At 70.5% G+C, this 18,362-nt stretch carries 17 protein-coding genes and 1 pseudogene; 13 read left to right on the forward strand and 5 right to left on the reverse strand.

What is annotated here, in order from left to right:
* Positions 1-103 precede the first annotated feature (103 nt).
* Genes ACWC1K_RS47270 through ACWC1K_RS47285 form a run of 4 tightly spaced genes read right to left on the reverse strand, consistent with a single transcriptional unit; the run spans position 104 to position 3,652 of the window.
* Positions 104-727, reverse strand: a complete 624-nt coding sequence (locus ACWC1K_RS47270) for a response regulator (protein WP_450840046.1) — start codon at positions 725-727, stop codon at positions 104-106.
* Positions 724-1,947 carry a sensor histidine kinase gene (locus ACWC1K_RS47275; RefSeq protein WP_450840075.1) on the reverse strand — a complete coding sequence of 408 codons (1,224 nt, stop codon included), beginning with the start codon at positions 1,945-1,947 and terminating at the stop codon, positions 724-726. The genes ACWC1K_RS47270 and ACWC1K_RS47275 overlap by 4 nt, the downstream gene beginning before the upstream one ends.
* Positions 1,944-2,789 carry an ABC transporter permease gene (locus tag ACWC1K_RS47280; protein WP_450840047.1) on the reverse strand — a complete coding sequence of 282 codons (846 nt, stop codon included), beginning with the start codon at positions 2,787-2,789 and terminating at the stop codon, positions 1,944-1,946. Before ACWC1K_RS47280 ends, ACWC1K_RS47275 begins: the two co-directional genes overlap by 4 nt.
* Positions 2,786-3,652: an ABC transporter ATP-binding protein gene (locus ACWC1K_RS47285; protein WP_450840049.1), complete on the reverse strand. Its 867-nt coding sequence runs from the start codon at positions 3,650-3,652 to the stop codon at positions 2,786-2,788. The genes ACWC1K_RS47280 and ACWC1K_RS47285 overlap by 4 nt, the downstream gene beginning before the upstream one ends.
* Positions 3,653-3,798: 146 nt before the next feature.
* Between ACWC1K_RS47285 and ACWC1K_RS47290 the strand changes: the two genes are divergently transcribed.
* The 3 genes from ACWC1K_RS47290 to rpsD all read left to right on the forward strand — a co-directional run bounded on the left by ACWC1K_RS47290 (position 3,799) and on the right by rpsD (position 6,805).
* The gene (locus ACWC1K_RS47290) at positions 3,799-4,461 is read left to right on the forward strand and encodes a vitamin K epoxide reductase family protein (protein WP_450840050.1); all 663 of its coding nucleotides are present in this window, start codon (positions 3,799-3,801) and stop codon (positions 4,459-4,461) included.
* Positions 4,462-4,532: 71 nt separating this feature from the next.
* Entirely contained in the window at positions 4,533-5,888 is a 1,356-nt protein-coding gene (locus ACWC1K_RS47295; RefSeq protein WP_450840051.1) for a replication-associated recombination protein A, read from the forward strand.
* Between the two features lie 302 nt (positions 5,889-6,190).
* Positions 6,191-6,805, forward strand: a complete 615-nt coding sequence (rpsD, locus tag ACWC1K_RS47300) for a 30S ribosomal protein S4 (protein ID WP_015661793.1) — start codon at positions 6,191-6,193, stop codon at positions 6,803-6,805.
* A gap of 84 nt (positions 6,806-6,889) precedes the next feature.
* Here the strand turns inward: rpsD and ACWC1K_RS47305 are convergent.
* Positions 6,890-7,635: pseudogene (locus ACWC1K_RS47305) on the reverse strand (regulator); the annotation flags it as partial.
* A 160-nt stretch (positions 7,636-7,795) separates the two neighbouring features.
* Between ACWC1K_RS47305 and ACWC1K_RS47310 the strand changes: the two are divergent.
* The 10 genes from ACWC1K_RS47310 to ACWC1K_RS47355 all read left to right on the forward strand — a co-directional run bounded on the left by ACWC1K_RS47310 (position 7,796) and on the right by ACWC1K_RS47355 (position 18,328).
* Positions 7,796-8,242 carry a DUF948 domain-containing protein gene (locus tag ACWC1K_RS47310; RefSeq protein WP_351466611.1) on the forward strand — a complete coding sequence of 149 codons (447 nt, stop codon included), beginning with the start codon at positions 7,796-7,798 and terminating at the stop codon, positions 8,240-8,242.
* 8 nt (positions 8,243-8,250) lie between these two features.
* Positions 8,251-8,613: a hypothetical protein gene (locus ACWC1K_RS47315; RefSeq protein WP_115909344.1), complete on the forward strand. Its 363-nt coding sequence runs from the start codon at positions 8,251-8,253 to the stop codon at positions 8,611-8,613.
* Positions 8,613-11,285, forward strand: coding sequence for an alanine--tRNA ligase (gene alaS, locus ACWC1K_RS47320; RefSeq protein ID WP_450840053.1), 2,673 nt, complete (start codon positions 8,613-8,615; stop codon positions 11,283-11,285). The genes ACWC1K_RS47315 and alaS overlap by 1 nt, the downstream gene beginning before the upstream one ends.
* 2 nt (positions 11,286-11,287) lie before the next feature.
* Positions 11,288-11,752 carry a Holliday junction resolvase RuvX gene (gene ruvX / locus ACWC1K_RS47325; protein WP_450840054.1) on the forward strand — a complete coding sequence of 155 codons (465 nt, stop codon included), beginning with the start codon at positions 11,288-11,290 and terminating at the stop codon, positions 11,750-11,752.
* A 121-nt stretch (positions 11,753-11,873) separates the two neighbouring features.
* Positions 11,874-13,535: an endolytic transglycosylase MltG gene (gene mltG / locus ACWC1K_RS47330; protein WP_450840056.1), complete on the forward strand. Its 1,662-nt coding sequence runs from the start codon at positions 11,874-11,876 to the stop codon at positions 13,533-13,535.
* Positions 13,535-14,350, forward strand: coding sequence for a shikimate dehydrogenase (locus ACWC1K_RS47335; RefSeq protein WP_450840057.1), 816 nt, complete (start codon positions 13,535-13,537; stop codon positions 14,348-14,350). Before mltG ends, ACWC1K_RS47335 begins: the two co-directional genes overlap by 1 nt.
* A 155-nt stretch (positions 14,351-14,505) precedes the next feature.
* Positions 14,506-15,690, forward strand: coding sequence for a chorismate synthase (gene aroC, locus ACWC1K_RS47340; RefSeq protein WP_450840058.1), 1,185 nt, complete (start codon positions 14,506-14,508; stop codon positions 15,688-15,690).
* Between the two features lie 29 nt (positions 15,691-15,719).
* Positions 15,720-16,202, forward strand: coding sequence for a shikimate kinase (locus tag ACWC1K_RS47345; RefSeq protein ID WP_351466903.1), 483 nt, complete (start codon positions 15,720-15,722; stop codon positions 16,200-16,202).
* Positions 16,199-17,290: a 3-dehydroquinate synthase gene (gene aroB, locus ACWC1K_RS47350; protein WP_450840059.1), complete on the forward strand. Its 1,092-nt coding sequence runs from the start codon at positions 16,199-16,201 to the stop codon at positions 17,288-17,290. Before ACWC1K_RS47345 ends, aroB begins: the two co-directional genes overlap by 4 nt.
* Positions 17,291-17,455: 165 nt before the next feature.
* Positions 17,456-18,328 (forward strand): Pro-rich N-terminal domain-containing protein, encoded by an 873-nt coding sequence (locus tag ACWC1K_RS47355; protein ID WP_450840060.1) that lies wholly within the window; start codon positions 17,456-17,458, stop codon positions 18,326-18,328.
* Positions 18,329-18,362 lie beyond the last annotated feature (34 nt).

Consider the following 18,362-nt stretch of genomic DNA (forward strand, 5'->3'; position numbering starts at 1 on the left):
CGGTCCGGCGTTTGAGGACGAGGCCGTTCAGGCCGAAGCGGGGGTCTGGGGGCGGCAGCCCCCAGGGGACGGGAATGGGAAGGGGCGGCGGGGGCGAGGAAACTCAGTCGAGGAGGCCGAACCGCATCGCACTCGTCACCGCCGCCGTCCGGTCGTCCACCCCCAGCTTCCCGAAGGCCCGCAGAAGATGGGTCTTCACCGTCGACTCGCCGATGAACAGCCGCCGCCCGATCTCCGCGTTCGTGCACCCCTCCGCCACCAGCCGCAGCACGGCGGTCTCCCGCGCCGACAGCCGCGGCCGCTCCGGCCTGGTGCGCAGCTGGTCGACCAGCCGGGCCGCCACCGACGGAGCAAGCACCGTCTCGCCGCGCGCGGCCGCCCGTACCGCTTCCGCCAGTTCCGCCCGCGGCATGTCCTTGAGCAGATAGCCCGCCGCGCCGGCCTCCACCGCCCGCAGGATGTCCCGGTCCGTCTCGTACGTCGTCAGGACGATCACCCGGCACGGCAGCCCCGCCTCGCCCATCCGCACGATCGAGTCCACGCCCCCGCCGCCCGGCATCCGCAGATCCATCAGCACGATGTCGGGCCGGAGTTCGGCCGCGAGCGCCTCCGCCTGCGGACCGCTCGCCGCGTCGGCGACGACGTCCAGGTCCGGCTCGGCGCTGAGCATCGCCCGTAGACCCTCCCGTACGACGGGGTGGTCGTCGGCCAGGACGATCCGGATCACGATGAGCTCCTCCCCGGTGACACGGGCGGTGATACGGGCAGTGATACGGGCAGCCTGACCGTCACCGTCGTGCCGTCGCCCGGTGCGCTGCGGATCTGAGCCGTTCCGCCGACCTCGCCGGCCCGGGCGCGCAGCCCCGCCAGACCATAGCCGTCGCAGGGGGCGCCGAGGTCGAAGCCGCAGCCGTCGTCCCGTACGGACACGGTGAGCGCTTCGTCGGAGTACGCCAGCGCGATGCCCACCGCCGCCGAACTCCCCGCATGCTTACGGGCGTTGGCCAGAGCCTCCTGGCAGGAGCGCAGGGCCACCACCTCCGGAGCGGCGGGCAGCGGGCGCACGCGGCCCTTCACCTCCAGCGTCGCCTCGTGACGGGCGGCCAGGCGGCGCAGGGCGTCCGGGAGGGAGCTGCCGTCGAGGTCGGCGGGCGCGGCACCGGCCACCAGGGCGCGGGCCTCGGCGAGGTTCTGCCGGGCCGTCTCGTCCATCAGCGCCAGATGGCGGCGGGCCTGCGGGACGTCGTGGTCGAGTTCGGCCTCCACCGCCTGGATCAGCATCAGCAGGCTGGTGAAGCCCTGCGCGAGGGTGTCGTGGATCTCGCGGGCCATCCGCTCGCGTTCGGCGAGGGCGCCGTGCGCGGCCGAGAGGCGGGAGATCTCGTGACGGCTGGCGTCGAGTTCGGCGATCAGGTTGGCCCGTTCCATGCTCTGTTCGATGATGCGGATGGTCCAGCTGCCGATGACCACGGAGAAGACGAGGGTGACGACGGAGAAGAGGAAGTTGCCGAACAGGTCCTCCCCGTTGGGCCGCCACAGCAGTGCCCAGCCCGCGACCGGCACCAGGTTGATCACGGTGACGGCCACCAGGGACCACCGCGTGTGCAGCGTCATGAAGCACTGCGGGATCAGTGCGAACGCCATCAGCCGCGTCTCGCCCACCAGCACAGCCGACGGCAGGAACAGCGCCATCGCCCCGCCGAGATAGCGCAGTGCCCGGCCCTGCTCCGGTGGGTCCTCCTGGAGGAGCGGGCGCCCCACCGCCACGTACCAGGGCACGAGGGGGACCAGCAGGGCCGCGGCGGCCATCCGGACGGGCGAGTCCGGGTGGGCCGCGTTGAGCACGAAGGCGAGGGTGGCCGCCCAGGCGACCGCGAAGTAGCCGTCCCAGAGCCGGATCGTCCGGTCCCAGGCGTGCTCCTCGCGGGCCGCGCCCGGACGGTTCATCCGTCGCGCCGGGTCTTCCAGCGGAAGGTCAGCAGACACAGCACCAATCCTCCGACGCACCAGGCGGCCAGCACCAGCGCGACCTTCCCGAACTCCCAGCTCCCGGCCTGCTCCAGGACCCGCGCGGAATCCGGCAGGAACACGCCCCGAAGACCCTGGCACAGCCACTTCAGCGGGAACAGGGCCCCGATGTTCAGCATCCAGTCCGGGATGGTGTCGACGGAGATGTAGACCCCGGAGATGAACTGCAGCACCAGGAAGGGGAGTACGACCACCGAACTCGCGCTCTTCGCCGACTTGGGCACCGAGCTGATCGCGATGCCGAGCAGCGCGCACCCGGTCAGCCCCAGGACGAAGATCCAGGCGAAGTCGAACCACCGGGACGCGTCCGACGGCAGGTCGACGCCGTACAGGGTGGTGCCGACGAGGAGGAGGATCGCCGTCTCCACGACACCGGTGAACAGAACCAGCCAGATCTTGCCCAGGAAGTACGCCGACGGAGGCATCGGTGTGCCGCGCAGTCGGCGCAGCACCTTCTCGTCCCGTTCGACCGCGATCGAGATGCCCAGCGACTGGAAGCTGGTCGACATGATGCCGGAGGCCATCATCGCGGGAACGTACAGCTGGGAGGCGGTGACGCCGGAGCCGTGGACGTCGTCGTGGAAGATCGACGCGAACAGGAACAGGAACACGACCGGGAACGCGAATGTGAACACCACCTGGTCGCGCTGCCGGAAGAACTGCTTGATCTCCAGCGCGCCGCGGCGCAGGCCCAGCCCCCAGGCTCCCGGCAGCCGCTGAGCGGGCGTCTCGGCCCTGGTCCGTACGGCGGTCGTGGTCATCGCGCGTCCTCCTGCCCGGTCAGCCGGAGGTAGACGTCCTCCAGGGTGGGGCGGGCCACCCTGAGGCCCGGGATCTCGCCGTCGAAGCGGTGCATGAGCTCGGCGACCGTCCTGGTCGGGGTGGCGGTGCGCTCGGTGCGGGTGACGCCGTCCGGCTCGGTCCACTCGACGGTGGCCTCCGTGCCGTACCGCTCCCGCAGGGCGGCGGGATCCCCCTCGGCGACGACCCGCCCCTTGGCGACGACGGCGAGCCGGTCGGCGAGCGCCTCCGCCTCCTCCAGGTAGTGCGTGGTCAGCAGGATCGTCGTGCCCTCGTCGGACAGCAGCCGGATCAGGTCCCAGAACTGCCGCCGGGCCGCCGGGTCGAAACCGGTCGTCGGCTCGTCCAGGAGCAGCAGCTCGGGGTCGCCGATCACCCCCAGGGCGACATCGAGGCGGCGGCGCTGGCCTCCGGAGAGCGCCTTGATCCGGCTGCCCGCCTTCGCCTCCAGCCCCACCAGGCCGATGACCTCCTCCGGGTCGCGCGGTGCCGGGTAGTAGCGGGCGAAGTGCCGTACGGTCTCGCGGACCGTCAACTCGGCGGGCGCCGATTCGTCCTGCCAGACGATCCCGACACGCGACCGCCACGCGCGCGTGCCGGTCGCCGGGTCCGAGCCGAGTACCGAGACCTCGCCCGCGTCCCGGCTGCGGTTGCCCTGGAGGATCTCCACCGTGGTGCTCTTGCCGGCGCCGTTGGGCCCCAGCAGGCCGAACACCTCGCCACGCCGAATGCCCAGATCGATGCCGTTCACCGCGGTCACGTCCCCGTACTGCTTGCGCAGCCCCCGTACGTCCACCGCGAGTTCGTCTCCGTGTGCTGTCATGCCGTTCAGCCTCGGCCGGAACCGAACGCTCCGGGACGACCGTGCGTACTTCCTTATGTCCACCGAACGGTGGACAGTGGCCTTAGTGCGGCACAATGGCCCCTGCCCGAAGAAGGTCCAACTCTCAAGCAGACGGAATCGGCGTGATGAGCAAGACCACACTCAAAGACGTCTCCACCGAGCCCGGACCCGCCGGGGACCGGGGCCCCGAGGGATCACGCACCGTGGGCGGCAGCCGGGCCTTCGCCCTGCTGCTGATCATCACGGGCGCGGCCGGTCTGCTCGCCGCGTGGGTCATCACGATCGACAAGTTCAAGCTGCTCGAGGCCAAGGTCGAGGGCAAGACGTTCACCCCGGGCTGCAGCCTCAACCCGGTCGTCTCCTGCGGCAGCGTGATGGAGTCCAAGCAGGCCGCCGCCTTCGGGTTCCCCAACCCGATGCTGGGCCTGGTCTGCTACGGCATCGTCATCTGCGTCGGCATGAGCCTGCTGGCCCGCGCCCGCTTCCCGCGCTGGTACTGGCTCACCTTCAACTTCGGCACGCTCTTCGGCGTCGGCTTCTGCACCTGGCTGCAGTTCCAGTCGCTGTACCGCATCAACGCGCTGTGCCTGTGGTGCTCCCTGGCCTGGGTCGCGACGATCACCATGTTCTGGTACGTGACCTCGTTCAACATCCGCCACGGCTTCCTGCCCGCCCCGCGCTGGCTGAAGAGCTTCTTCGGCGAGTTCACCTGGGTGCTGCCCGTGCTGCACGTCGGCATCATCGGCATGCTGGTGCTGACCCGCTGGTGGGACTTCTGGACCAGCTGAGCCCCGGCTTCGAGGCCCCGGGCTTCCCGGGGCCGAGGGGATTGTCAGTCCGGTGATTTAGGGTTTTGGACGTGGAGCCCGACCTGTTCACCGCAGCCGCAGAAGAACGCCAGGAGAAGGACCCGACCGGCAGTCCCCTGGCGGTGCGGATGCGCCCGCGCACCCTCGACGAGGTGGTGGGCCAGCAGCACCTGCTGAAGCCCGGTTCGCCCCTGCGCCGCCTGGTCGGCGAGGGCGCGGGCGGGCCGGCGGGACCGTCCTCGGTGATCCTCTGGGGCCCGCCGGGCACCGGAAAGACGACCCTGGCGTACGTCGTCTCCAAGGCCACCAACAAGCGCTTCGTCGAACTCTCGGCGATCACTGCGGGCGTCAAGGAGGTCCGCGCGGTCATCGACGGCGCCCGCCGGGCCACGGGCGGCTTCGGAAAGGAGACCGTCCTCTTCCTCGACGAGATCCACCGCTTCAGCAAGGCCCAGCAGGACTCCCTCCTCCCGGCGGTCGAGAACCGCTGGGTGACCCTGATCGCGGCGACCACGGAGAACCCGTACTTCTCGGTGATCTCCCCGCTCCTGTCCCGCTCCCTCCTCCTCACCCTCGAACCCCTCACCGACGACGACGTCCGGGGGCTGCTCAAGCGCGCGCTGAGCGACGAGCGCGGCCTGAAGGACGCCGTCACCCTCCCCGAGGACACCCAGGACCACCTTCTGCGCATCGCCGGCGGTGACGCCCGCCGCGCCCTGACCGCGCTGGAAGCGGCCGCAGGAGCCGCCCTCGACAAGGGTGAGACGGAGGTCTCCCTGACGACCCTGGAGGAGACCGTCGACCGGGCGGCGGTGAAGTACGACCGCGACGGCGACCAGCACTACGACGTCGCCAGCGCCCTCATCAAGTCCATCCGCGGCTCCGACGTGGACGCCGCGCTGCACTACCTGGCCCGCATGATCGAGGCCGGCGAGGACCCCCGCTTCATCGCCCGCCGCCTCATGATCTCCGCCAGCGAGGACATCGGCCTGGCCGACCCCAACGCGCTGCCCATAGCCGTGGCTGCCGCCCAGGCCGTCGCCATGATCGGTTTCCCCGAGGCCGCCCTCACCCTCAGCCACGCCACCATCGCCCTCGCCCTGGCCCCGAAGTCGAACGCCGCGACGACGGCGATCGGCGCCGCCATGGAAGACGTACGCAAGGGGCTGGCGGGCCCGGTGCCCCCGCATCTGCGCGACGGGCACTACAAGGGCGCCGCCAAGCTGGGGCACGCGCAGGGGTACGTGTATCCGCACGACCTGGCGGAGGGCATCGCCGAGCAGCAGTACGCCCCGGACGCCCTCAAGGACCGCGAGTACTACACCCCGACCAGACACGGGGCCGAGGCCCGGTACGCGGACGCGGTCGAATGGACCAGACAGCACCTCGGTCGCAAGCGGTCCTGAGCGCCCTGTAGACTCCGTCGGAGTGCTGTGTCCCGTGCAGTCAGAACGGGACGGTCAGCCGGAGCCCGGTCCCCGGACCGGACTCCAGGAGCGTCGCGCACCGTTCGAATGGTGTCGCGGGCAGCCCACCACCACTCGTCGCATGGCGGGACCGGTCGGTGGGCCACTCGCGTGCTGCACATATGTGCCCAGACCAGGGGAGCGGCTGCCCACCAGGCCCGGCAACGGACCCGGGGGTTTCCCCGGCTGCGGATGCGACCTCCCTCAACTCTGACAAGCCGAACACTGAGAAATGAGAGATTGTGGCGAACCAGTCCCGCCCCAAGGTCAAGAAGTCGCGTGCCCTCGGCATCGCGCTGACCCCGAAGGCCGTCAAGTACTTCGAGGCCCGCCCCTACCCGCCGGGTGAGCACGGCCGCGGCCGCAAGCAGAACTCGGACTACAAGGTCCGTCTGCTCGAGAAGCAGCGTCTGCGCGCGCAGTACGACGTGTCCGAGCGCCAGCTCGTCCGCGCCTACGAGCGTGCCTCCAAGGTCCAGGGCAAGACCGGTGAGGCCCTGATCATCGAGCTCGAGCGCCGTCTCGACGCCCTGGTCCTGCGTTCGGGCATCGCCCGCACCATCTACCAGGCCCGTCAGATGGTCGTGCACGGCCACATCGAGGTCAACGGCCAGAAGGTCGACAAGCCCTCCTTCCGTGTCCGTCCCGACGACGTCGTGATGGTCCGTGAGCGCAGCCGCGAGAAGACCCTCTTCTCCATCGCCCGTGAGGGCGGCTTCGCCCCCGAGGGCGAGACCCCGCGCTACCTCCAGGTGAACCTCAAGGCCCTGGCGTTCCGCCTGGACCGTGAGCCGAACCGCAAGGAGATCCCGGTGATCTGCGACGAGCAGCTCGTCGTCGAGTACTACGCCCGCTGATCACCAGCAGGCGGTAGCACCACCTCAGCCCGCCGTCTCCCCGCCCCTGTGGGCGCGGGAGGCGGCGGGTTCGTGCATGTGCACGCACGCCGTCGGGCTCCGGCCGATGGCCGGCCGCAGGGTCCGATGGCGGGGCAGCCCATCGCGTCCGCAGCCGGCCCGCGGCCGGCTCCACGGCGAGCGGGATGCCGTCCAGGCGCCGGCACACCTCCCGTACCTCCGGCCCGTCCGCCACCGCCGGACCCCGCTCGGCCGCCCGGCTCAGCAACAGCCCGACCGCCTCGTCCTCGCCCAGCGGCGTCGGCGGAAACACCCGCTCACCCGCCACGCCCAGCGGCCCGCGCCCCACGGCGAGCACCCGCAGCCCGGGCAGCCCCCCGAGCAACTCGCCCACCAGACCGGCACACGCCTGCACCAGATGCTCGAACCCGTCGATCACGAGCAGGAGTTGACGCTCGGCGGTGGGGGTACCTCCCATGCCCTTAAGGCAAGGGGGGAGCGCGAGCAGCGTCTCGCGCGGCTGCCGCGTCGTGTGGTCGGTCAGCCCCACCGCCTCCACGACGGCGTAGTCGACGGACTCCGGATCGCGCACCGGTGCCAACTCCACCCGCCGCACCCCGTCGCGCGGCGCGCACCGCACGGCCGCCCGCCCCGCGAGCCGTGACTTGCCAACCACTTGCCGACCCCGCCCGCACCCGTCACCGCCACCGGCCGAGCCGCGCGAGCGCCCCCTCCAGCCCGGCGAGTTCGGCCGAGCGTCCGACGAACGCAACGAGCTCCAGGGGGAGATTGCCGTGCACGGAGCCGCCGCCGCGCTGGTGATCCCGCATGGAATGCGGAGCGTACTGACCCGTATTCAGTCCGTACAATCGCTTCGCGCAACTCGGCAGCGCGCTGACGGTAATCCGGTGCGGAGCCCCGTCCCCGGCGCGATAGGCTCGGCTACGACTTTTCGATGTTCAGGCATGTTCCAGGGAGCGGGTGCGCGTGGTGTCCGGTGGAGAGGTGGCCGGGATCCTGGTGGCCGTCTTCTGGGCGATCCTGGTCTCCTTCCTCGCCGTCGCGCTGGCGAGGGTGGCCCAGACGCTCAAGGCGACCACCAAGCTGGTGGCGGACGTGACCGACCAGGCCGTCCCGCTGCTGGCCGACGCCTCCGCGGCGGTGCGCTCCGCGCAGACCCAGATCGACCGGGTCGACGCGATCGCCACGGACGTCCAGGAGGTCACGTCGAACGCGTCGGCGCTGTCGACCACCGTCGCCTCCACCTTCGGCGGCCCCCTGGTCAAGGTCGCGGCGTTCGGCTACGGCGTCCGCCGGGCCCTGGGCGCCCGCCGGGACGACGTGCCCGCCAAGGAGTCCAGGCGTACCGTGATCGTGGGCCGGACCGTCCCGGCCGCGCGGCGGGGCAAGCGAAACCTCCGTGGGAAGAGGGACTGAGACCAGCGATGTTCCGTCGTACGTTCTGGTTCACCACGGGCGTCGCCGCCGGTGTGTGGGCCACCACCAAGGTCAATCGCAAGCTGAAGCAGCTGACCCCCGAGAACCTTGCGGCCTCCGCGGCCAACAAGGCGATCGAGGCCGGTCACCGGCTCAAGGACCGCGCGGTCGGCTTCGCGCTGGACGTCCGGGACAACATGGCCCTGCGGGAGGAGGAGCTGGGGGAGGCCCTCGGTATCAACGCGGCCCCCGAACTCCCCGCGCCCCGGCGCTACCCCGCCATCGAGAACCGCAACAGCCCGAAGTACGTCGAGGGCTCGACGTACCAGACGTACTCGAACAACTCGTACAACCGGAATGAGGACCACTGATGGAGTCGGCCGAGATTCGCCGCCGCTGGCTGAGCTTCTTCGAGGAGCGCGGTCACACCGTCGTCCCTTCGGCGTCGCTCATCGCGGACGACCCGACTCTGCTCCTGGTCCCGGCCGGCATGGTGCCCTTCAAGCCCTACTTCCTGGGTGAGGTCAAGCCGCCCTTCCCGCGCGCCACCAGCGTGCAGAAGTGCGTACGCACACCGGACATCGAAGAGGTCGGCAAGACCACCCGCCACGGCACGTTCTTCCAGATGTGCGGCAACTTCTCCTTCGGCGACTACTTCAAGGAAGGCGCCATCACGTACGCCTGGGAGCTGCTCACCACGCCCCAGGACAAGGGTGGTTACGGCCTGGAGCCGGAGAAGCTCTGGATCACCGTCTACAAGGACGACGACGAGGCCGAGCGCATCTGGCACGAGGTCGTCGGCGTGCCCAAGGAGCGCATCCAGCGCCTCGGCATGAAGGACAACTACTGGTCCATGGGCGTCCCCGGTCCCTGCGGCCCGTGTTCCGAGATCAACTACGACCGCGGCCCCGAGTTCGGCGTCGAGGGCGGCCCCGCCGTCAACGACGAGCGGTACGTGGAGATCTGGAACCTCGTCTTCATGCAGTACGAGCGCGGCGAGGGCATCGGCAAGGACAACTTCGAGATCCTCGGCGAGCTCCCCAGCAAGAACATCGACACGGGCCTCGGCCTGGAGCGTCTCGCGATGATTCTGCAGGGCGTGCAGAACATGTACGAGATCGACACCTCCATGGCCGTCATCAAGAAGGCCACTGAGCTGACCGGCGTCGAGTACGGCGACGCGCACGACTCGGACGTCTCCCTGCGCGTGGTCACCGACCACATGCGTACGTCCGTGATGCTCATCGGCGACGGCGTCACCCCCGGCAACGAGGGCCGTGGCTACGTCCTGCGCCGCATCATGCGCCGCGCCATCCGCAACATGCGCCTGCTCGGTGCCACCGGCCCGGTCGTCCTGGACCTCATCGACACCGTGATCGGCATGATGGGCCAGCAGTACCCGGAGCTGGTCACCGACCGCGAGCGCATCGAGAAGGTCGCCGTCGCCGAGGAGAACGCCTTCCTCAAGACCCTCAAGGCCGGCACCAACATCCTCGACACCGCCGTCACCGAGACCAAGGCCTCCGGCTCCTCGGTCCTGCCCGGCGACAAGGCGTTCCTGCTCCACGACACCTGGGGCTTCCCGATCGACCTCACCCTGGAGATGGCCGCCGAGCAGGGCCTCTCCGTGGACGAGGACGGCTTCCGCCGCCTGATGAAGGAGCAGCGGGAGCGCGCCAAGGCCGACGCCCAGGCCAAGAAGACCGGCCACGCCGGTGCCGGTGCCTACCGTGAGATCGCCGACAAGACCGGCGAGACCGAGTTCATCGGCTACAGCGACACCGAGGGCGAGTCCACCATCGTCGGCATCCTCGTCGACGGTGCCTCCTCGCCGGCCGCCACCGAGGGCGACGAGGTCGAGATCGTCCTCGACCGTACCCCGTTCTACGCAGAGGGCGGCGGCCAGATCGGCGACACCGGCCGTATCAAGGTCGACTCCGGTGCCGTCATCGAGATCCGCGACTGCCAGAAGCCGGTCCCGGGCGTCTACGTCCACAAGGGCGTCGTCCAGGTCGGCGAGGTCACCGTCGGTGCCAAGGCCGTCGCCTCCATCGACGCCCGTCGCCGCAAGGCCATCGCCCGCGCCCACTCCGCCACGCACCTCACCCACCAGGCGCTGCGTGACGCGCTCGGCCCGACGGCCGCCCAGGCCGGTTCCGAGAACCAGCCCGGCCGCTTCCGCTTCGACTTCGGTTCGCCGTCGGCCGTGCCCACGGCCGTGATGACCGACGTCGAGCAGAAGATCAACGAGGTGCTCGCCCGTGACCTCGACGTCCGCGCCGACGTCATGGGCATCGACGAGGCCAAGAAGCAGGGCGCCATCGCCGAGTTCGGCGAGAAGTACGGCGAGCGCGTCCGCGTGGTGACCATCGGCGACTTCTCCAAGGAGCTGTGCGGCGGCACGCACGTGCACAACACCGCCCAGCTCGGCCTGGTCAAGCTGCTCGGCGAGTCGTCGATCGGTTCGGGTGTCCGCCGTATCGAGGCCCTGGTCGGCGTCGACGCCTACAGCTTCCTCGCCCGTGAGCACACGGTCGTCAACCAGCTGACCGAGCTGCTCAAGGGCCGGCCGGAGGAGCTGCCGGAGAAGGTCTCCTCGATGCTCGGCAAGCTGAAGGACGCCGAGAAGGAGATCGAGAAGTTCCGCGCCGAGAAGGTGCTGCAGGCCGCCGCCGGTCTCGTGGAGTCCGCCAAGGACATCCGAGGCGTCGCCGTGGTCACCGGCCAGGTCCCGGACGGCACGACCCCCGACGACCTGCGCAAGCTGGTCCTCGACGTGCGCGGCCGCATCCAGGGCGGACGCGCCGCCGTGGTCGCCCTGTTCACGGTCAACAACGGCAAGCCGCTGACGGTCATCGCCACCAACGAGGCCGCCCGCGAGCGCGGTCTCAAGGCCGGCGACCTGGTCCGCACGGCCGCCAAGACCCTCGGCGGCGGCGGTGGCGGCAAGCCGGACGTCGCCCAGGGCGGCGGCCAGAACCCGGCCGCGATCGGCGAGGCCGTGGACGCCGTCGAGCGGCTGGTCACGGACACCGCGAAGTGACGATGCGCAGAGGACGTCGACTCGCCGTCGACGTCGGGGACGCCCGCATCGGGGTCGCCTCGTGCGACCCCGACGGGATCCTCGCCACCCCGGTGGAGACGGTCCCCGGCCGGGACCTCCCGGCAGCCCACCGACGGCTCAAGCAACTCGTCGAGGAATACGAGCCGATCGAGGTCGTCGTCGGCCTCCCTCGCTCCCTCAAGGGGGGCGAGGGCCCGGCGGCGGTAAAGGTTCGCGGCTTCGCACAGGAGCTCGCGAAGGGCATCGCCCCCGTCCCGGTCCGGCTCGTGGACGAGCGGATGACCACGGTGACGGCCAGTCAGGGACTGCGCGCCTCGGGCGTGAAGTCGAAGAAGGGCCGCTCGGTCATCGACCAGGCAGCCGCTGTGATCATCCTCCAGCAGGCCCTCGAATCCGAACGGGTGTCAGGTAAAGCACCCGGCGAGGGCGTCGAAGTGGTCATCTGATCGCGATACGGTAACGTTCCGCGCGTCTGCGCCGCTGTTCGAACAGCGGCTGCACAGCAAGAGGCGGGACGGAACCCGGCCGAAAGCCGCGTGACCGCCGCCTCGCGGCTCTAGGGGATCGATGACTGAGTATGGCCGGGGCCCAGGCTCCGAACCGTGGCATCCGGAGGACCCGTTGTACGGGAACGACGGATGGGGCGGACAGCAGGCCCAGGCGGGCCCGCAGTCCCCCTACGGCGGCCAGCCAGAGCACTATCCGGAGCAGCCGCAGCAGCAGCACTACGGTGACTGGGGCCACGGCGAACAGTCCGCATACGGTCAGGCGCAGCAGTACCCGCAGCAGCAGTACCAGGGCTATGACCAGCAGTACTACGCAGGTCAGGGCCAGCAGCAGTCGTACGACCAGGCCGGCTGGGGCAACGGCACGCACACGCATGTCCAGTACACGGATCCCTCGGACCCGTATGCCCAGCAGGCAGGCGCGTACGGCGGCGAGCAGCACGACTACTACGGCACGCCCGACGCGTACCCACCGCCCGAGCCGCCCGGCCGCCGGCAGGCGGAGCCCGAGCCGCCGCAGACCGACTGGGACCCGGGTCCCGACCAGGGAGAACACGCCTTCTTCGCCGGTGGCGAAGACGACGAGGACGAGGACGACGACCCGCGCGCCGGCCGCAAGGCCCGCGGCGGCAAGAAGCCCAAGAAGCGCCGCAGCGGTTGCGCCTGCCTCGTGCTGGTCGTGATCTTCGCCGGAGGCACCGCCGGGGTCGGCTACTTCGGCTACCACTTCTACAAGGATCGTTTCGGCCCGTCGGCCGACTACGCGGGTGACGGAAACGGCCAGAAGGTCATGGTCACCATCCCCAAGGGAGCGGGCGGCTATGTGATCGGGCGCGAGCTCAAGGAAAAAGGGGTCGTCGAGAGCGTCGACGCGTTCGTCTCCGCGCAGCAGGCGAACCCCGACGGCAAGAAGATCCAGGACGGCGTCTACACGCTGGAGAAGCACATGTCGGCCGCGAGCGCGGTCGAACTGATGCTCAGCCCGAAGAGCCGCAGCAATTTGGTCCTCGCCGAGGGCCTGCGCAACTCGCAGATCTACCAGCAGATCGACAGTCGTCTCGGCGTCGCCACGGGCACCACGGCCAAGGTCGCGCAGCAGGACTACAAGAGCCTCGGCCTGCCCTCCTGGGCGCTGAACCACCCGAACGTGAAGGATCCGCTGGAAGGATTCCTCTATCCCTCCAGCTACGCGGTCAGCAAGGGCCAGAAGCCCGAGGACGTCCTGAAGGACATGGTCACGCGGGCCAACGACAAGTACGAGGAACTCGGCCTCACGAAGAAGGCGAAGAGCCTCGGCCTCGACAGCCCCTGGCAGCTGCTCACCGTGGCGAGCCTGGCGCAGGCCGAGGGCACCAGCCACGACGACTTCCGCAAGATGGCCGAGGTCGTCTACAACCGCCTCAAGCCGGGGAACCCCGAGACCTACGGTTCGCTGGAGTTCGACTCCACGTACAACTACATCAAGAACCAGACCAAGATCGACCTGAGCATCGCCGAGCTGCGGAAGTACAACAACCCGTACAACACGTACTACGTCAAGGGGCTGCCGCCCGGCCCGATCGACAACCCCGGTGAGCTGGCCCTCAAGGGCGCGCTCGACCCGACGCACGACGGCTGGTACTACTTCATCTCGTTGGACGGCAAGACCAGCAGGTTCACCAAGACGCTCGCCGAGCACAACAAGCTGGTCGACGAATTCAATGCGTCGAGGAAAAAGAACTGATGACTGCGCCCCGAAGGGCGGCCGTGCTCGGCTCGCCCATCGCCCACTCCCTGTCCCCGCAGCTGCACAACGCGGGGTACCGGGCGCTCGGCCTGGACGGCTGGTCGTACGACAGGTTCGAGATCGACGAGGCCGCGCTGCCCGGGTTCTTCGCGCGGCTCGGCCCTGAGTGGGCGGGGCTGTCGCTGACCATGCCGCTGAAGCGGGCGGTGATCCCGCTGCTCGACGAGATCACCGACACGGCGGCTTCTGTGGAGGCGGTCAACACCGTGGTGTTCCGGCCCGACGGGCGGAAGGTCGGCGACAACACCGACATCCCCGGCCTGGTGGCGGCGCTGCACGAGCGGGGCGTGGAGAAGGCCGAGTCGGCGGCGATCCTGGGCGCCGGCGCCACCGCTTCCTCGGCCCTGGCCGCGCTCGCCCGGATCTGCTCCGGCGAGGTCACGGTGTACGTGCGCAGCGAGCGGCGCGCGGACGAGATGCGGCAGTGGGGCGAGCGGCTCGGCGTGCAGGTGCGCCCGGCCGACTGGACGGAAGCGGTACGGGCCTTCGAAGCGCCCCTGGTCATCTCGACCACCCCTGCCGGGGGCACCGACGAATGGGCCGCGCAGGTCCCCGCACAGGTCGGCACCCTCTTCGACGTGCTCTACGAACCCTGGCCCACCCCGCTCGCCGCCGCCTGGCAGCAGCGAGGCGGGCAGGTACTCAGCGGCCTCGATCTGCTGGTGCACCAGGCGGTCTTCCAGTTCCGCCAGTTCACCGGCGACCCGCGCTCCCCGCTCGCCGCCATGCGCGAGGCCGCCCAGCTGGGCTGATCTGTCCGTTTGTCGGACTCGGATCGGACCCGTCGCCCGGACGTGGGAGGATCGGGGATGGCGGGCCAGGGCCGCGCACCTGGTCGCGCCGTCGCCGTACGCGAGGACGCGCGTACGCAGGGCAGTACCAGGGCGCGAGCGACTGAGGAGCACCGTTGAGCAGGTTGCGCTGGCTGACCGCGGGGGAGTCCCACGGTCCCGCACTCGTGGCGACGCTGGAGGGTCTTCCCGCCGGTGTGCCGATCACCACGGAGATGGTGGCGGACCACCTGGCCCGGCGCCGGCTCGGTTATGGACGCGGTGCGCGCATGAAGTTCGAGCGCGACGAGGTCACCTTCCTCGGCGGTGTGCGGCACGGCCTCACGCTCGGTTCCCCGGTCGCGATCATGGTGGGCAACACCGAGTGGCCCAAGTGGGAGCAGGTCATGGCGGCCGATCCCATCGACCCGGAGATTCTCGCGGGCCTGGCCCGCAATGCCCCGCTGACCCGTCCGCGTCCCGGCCACGCGGATCTCGCGGGCATGCAGAAGTACGGCTTCGACGAGGCCCGGCCGATCCTGGAGCGTGCCTCGGCGCGGGAGACGGCGGCCCGGGTGGCGCTGGGCGCGGTGGCCCGGTCGTACCTGAAGGAGACGGCCGGCATCGAGATCGTCAGCCATGTCGTCGAGCTGTGCTCCGTGAAGGCCCCGCAGGGTGTGTACCCGACGCCGGCCGACGTCGAGAAGCTGGACGCCGATCCGCTGCGCTGCCTCGACGCGGATGCGTCGAAGGCGATGGTGGCCGAGGTGGACCAGGCCCACAAGGACGGCGACACCCTCGGTGGCGTCGTCGAGATCCTCTCCTACGGCGTCCCCGTCGGCCTGGGCTCGCATGTGCACTGGGACCGCAAGCTGGACGCCCGCCTCGCCGGCGCCCTCATGGGCATCCAGGCGATCAAGGGCGTCGAGATCGGCGACGGGTTCGAGCTGGCACGGGTGCCCGGCTCCAAGGCGCACGACGAGATCGTGGGCACGCCCGAGGGCATCAAGCGCACCTCCGGCCACTCGGGTGGCACCGAGGGCGGTCTGACCACCGGTGAACTGCTGCGGGTGCGCGCCGCCATGAAGCCGATCGCGACCGTGCCGCGCGCCCTGCAGACCGTCGACGTGACCACCGGTGAGGCGACGCAGGCGCACCACCAGCGCTCCGACGTGTCCGCGGTGCCGGCCGCCGGCATCGTCGCGGAGGCCATGGTGGCGCTGGTGCTGGCGGACGCGGTGGCGGAGAAGTTCGGCGGCGACTCGGTCACCGAGACCCGCCGCAACGTGCAGTCCTACCTCGACAACCTGGCCATCCGGTGAGCGCTGTGCAGGTGGTGCTGGTCGGTCCGATGGGTGTGGGCAAGTCCACCGTCGGGCGGTTGCTGGCCGAGCGGCTCGGCGTGGCCTACCGGGACACCGACGACGACATCGTGGCCGAGCAGGGCCGCTCGATCGCGGAGATCTTCGTCGACGAGGGCGAACCGGCCTTCCGGGCGATCGAGAAGGCCGCCGTGCACAAGGCGCTGGCCGAGCACGACGGTGTCCTCGCCCTGGGCGGCGGCTCCATCCTTGACGCCGACACCCGCGCCCTGCTGGCCGGACAGCGGGTCGTCTACCTCTCGATGGACGTCGAGGAGGCCGTCAAGCGCACCGGGCTGAACGCGGCCCGCCCGCTGCTCGCGGTCAACCCGCGCAAGCAGTGGCGCGAGCTGATGGAGGCACGGCGGTCGCTGTACGAGGAGGTGGCCACGGCAGTCGTGGCCACCGACGGCCGTACGCCCGAAGAAGTCACCCAAGTCGCCCTGGACGCACTGGAGTTGAAGGAAGCATGAGCGAGGCAGTCACCCGGATCCAGGTCGGCGGGAGCGCGGGCAGCGACCCCTACGAGGTTCTGGTGGGCCGTCAACTCCTGGGCGAGCTCGGCGGGTTGATCGGCGACAAGGCCAAGCGGGTCGCCGTCGTCCACCCCGAGGCGCTCGCCGAGACCGGTGACGCGCTCCGTGCCGACCTGGCCGGGCAGGGCTTCGAGGCCGTCGCCATCCAGGTGCCGAACGCGGAGGAGGCCAAGACCGCCGAGGTCGCCGCCTACTGCTGGAAGGCGCTCGGCCAGTCCGGGTTCACCCGCACCGACGTCATCGTCGGCGTGGGCGGCGGTGCCACCACCGACCTCGCCGGGTTCGTGGCCGCCACCTGGCTGCGCGGAGTGCGCTGGATCGCGATCCCGACCACCGTGCTGGCCATGGTGGACGCCGCGGTCGGCGGCAAGACCGGCATCAACACCGCCGAGGGCAAGAACCTCGTCGGCGCCTTCCACCCGCCCGCCGGTGTGCTGTGCGACCTGGCGGCGCTGGACTCGCTGCCGGTCAACGACTACGTCTCCGGGCTCGCCGAGATCATCAAGGCCGGCTTCATCGCCGACCCCGCCATCCTGGAGCTGATCGAGGCCGACCCGCAGGCCGCTCGCACTCCGTCCGGCCCGCACACCGCGGAGCTCATCGAGCGCTCCATCAGGGTCAAGGCCGAGGTCGTCTCGACCGACCTGAAGGAGGCGGGCCTCAGGGAGATCCTCAACTACGGGCACACTCTGGGCCACGCCATCGAGAAGAACGAACGCTACAAGTGGCGGCACGGCGCCGCGGTCTCGGTCGGCATGCACTTCGCCGCCGAACTCGGGCGCCTGGCAGGGCGGTTGGACGACGCCACGGCAGACCGCCACCGCACGATCCTCGAATCCGTCGGCCTCCCCCTCCACTACCGCTACGACCAGTGGCCCAAGCTGCTGGAGACGATGAAGGTCGACAAGAAGTCCCGCGGGGACCTGCTGCGTTTCATCGTCCTGGACGGCCTGGCCAAGCCGACCGTCCTGGAGAGCCCCGACCCGGCCGTCCTGCTGGCCGCCTACGGCGAAGTGGGCCAGTAGGTCCGCCGGAGTGTCATCCGCCCGATTTGCCTTACGGACATGGGCACTTCGGGCCGTCCCCGGCCGTTCACCAAACGGCGGCCGGGGCAGGTACCGTTCGGTAGGGAGCGGGCCTCGGGCCCCGCTGCCAGCGCCAATTGCCTGTACGAGACGGAGTGGCACCGGATGCAGCACGCAGTGGGTTCTCCGCTGCCGCCGCCCCATCAGCCGGGGCACGGACCGGCCGGAGGCTGGTCGCCGGCCGCACACCAGCCGGGTCCGCACCAGGCGGGTCCGCACCAGGCGGGTCCGCACCAGGGCTCCGCCCCCGTGCCCCCGCCGCCCCCGGCACCGGGCTACCCGCAGGTACCCTCGCCCCCGGTCCCGCCCGCACCGCAGCACGCCCCGGCCCCGGACACCACCGGCCATGTCCCGCTGCCACCGGGCGGTCCCGTCGCGATGCCCAGCGCGCCGCCCGCCACCACCGCGCCCGACCTCGCCGCCACGACCCTCGCTGTGCTGCTCATCGGCCCCGCGGGCGCAGGCAAGACGAGCGTCGCCAAGTACTGGGCGGACCACCGCCGGGTCCCCACCGCCCACATCAGCCTCGACGACGTACGAGAGTGGGTCCGCTCCGGCTTCGCGGACCCCCAGTCGGGGTGGAACGACCACTCGGAGGCGCAGTACCGCCTGGCCCGCCGCACCTGCGGCTTCGCCGCCCGGAACTTCCTGGCCAACGGCATCTCCTGCATCCTCGACGACGCCGTCTTCCCCGACCGCCCGGTCGTCGGCCTCGGAGGCTGGAAGCGCCATGTGGGCCCCGGTCTCCTCCCGGTGGTCCTCCTCCCGGGCCTGGAGATCGTCCTGGAACGCAACGCGGAACGCTCCGGCAACCGCCGTCTCACCGACGAGGAGGTCGCCCGCATCCACGGCCGCATGGCGGGCTGGTACGGCTCGGGCCTCCCGATCATCGACAACAGCCAACTGGACGTCCCCCAGACGGCAAGGGTCCTGGACGACGTACTGGCAAGGTCGATCGCCAGCCCCCCGAACTGGTGACCAGGGGGACTGCAGCCTTTCCAGGGGGGCGGGG

The organism is Streptomyces sp. NPDC001492 (assembly GCF_053597275.1).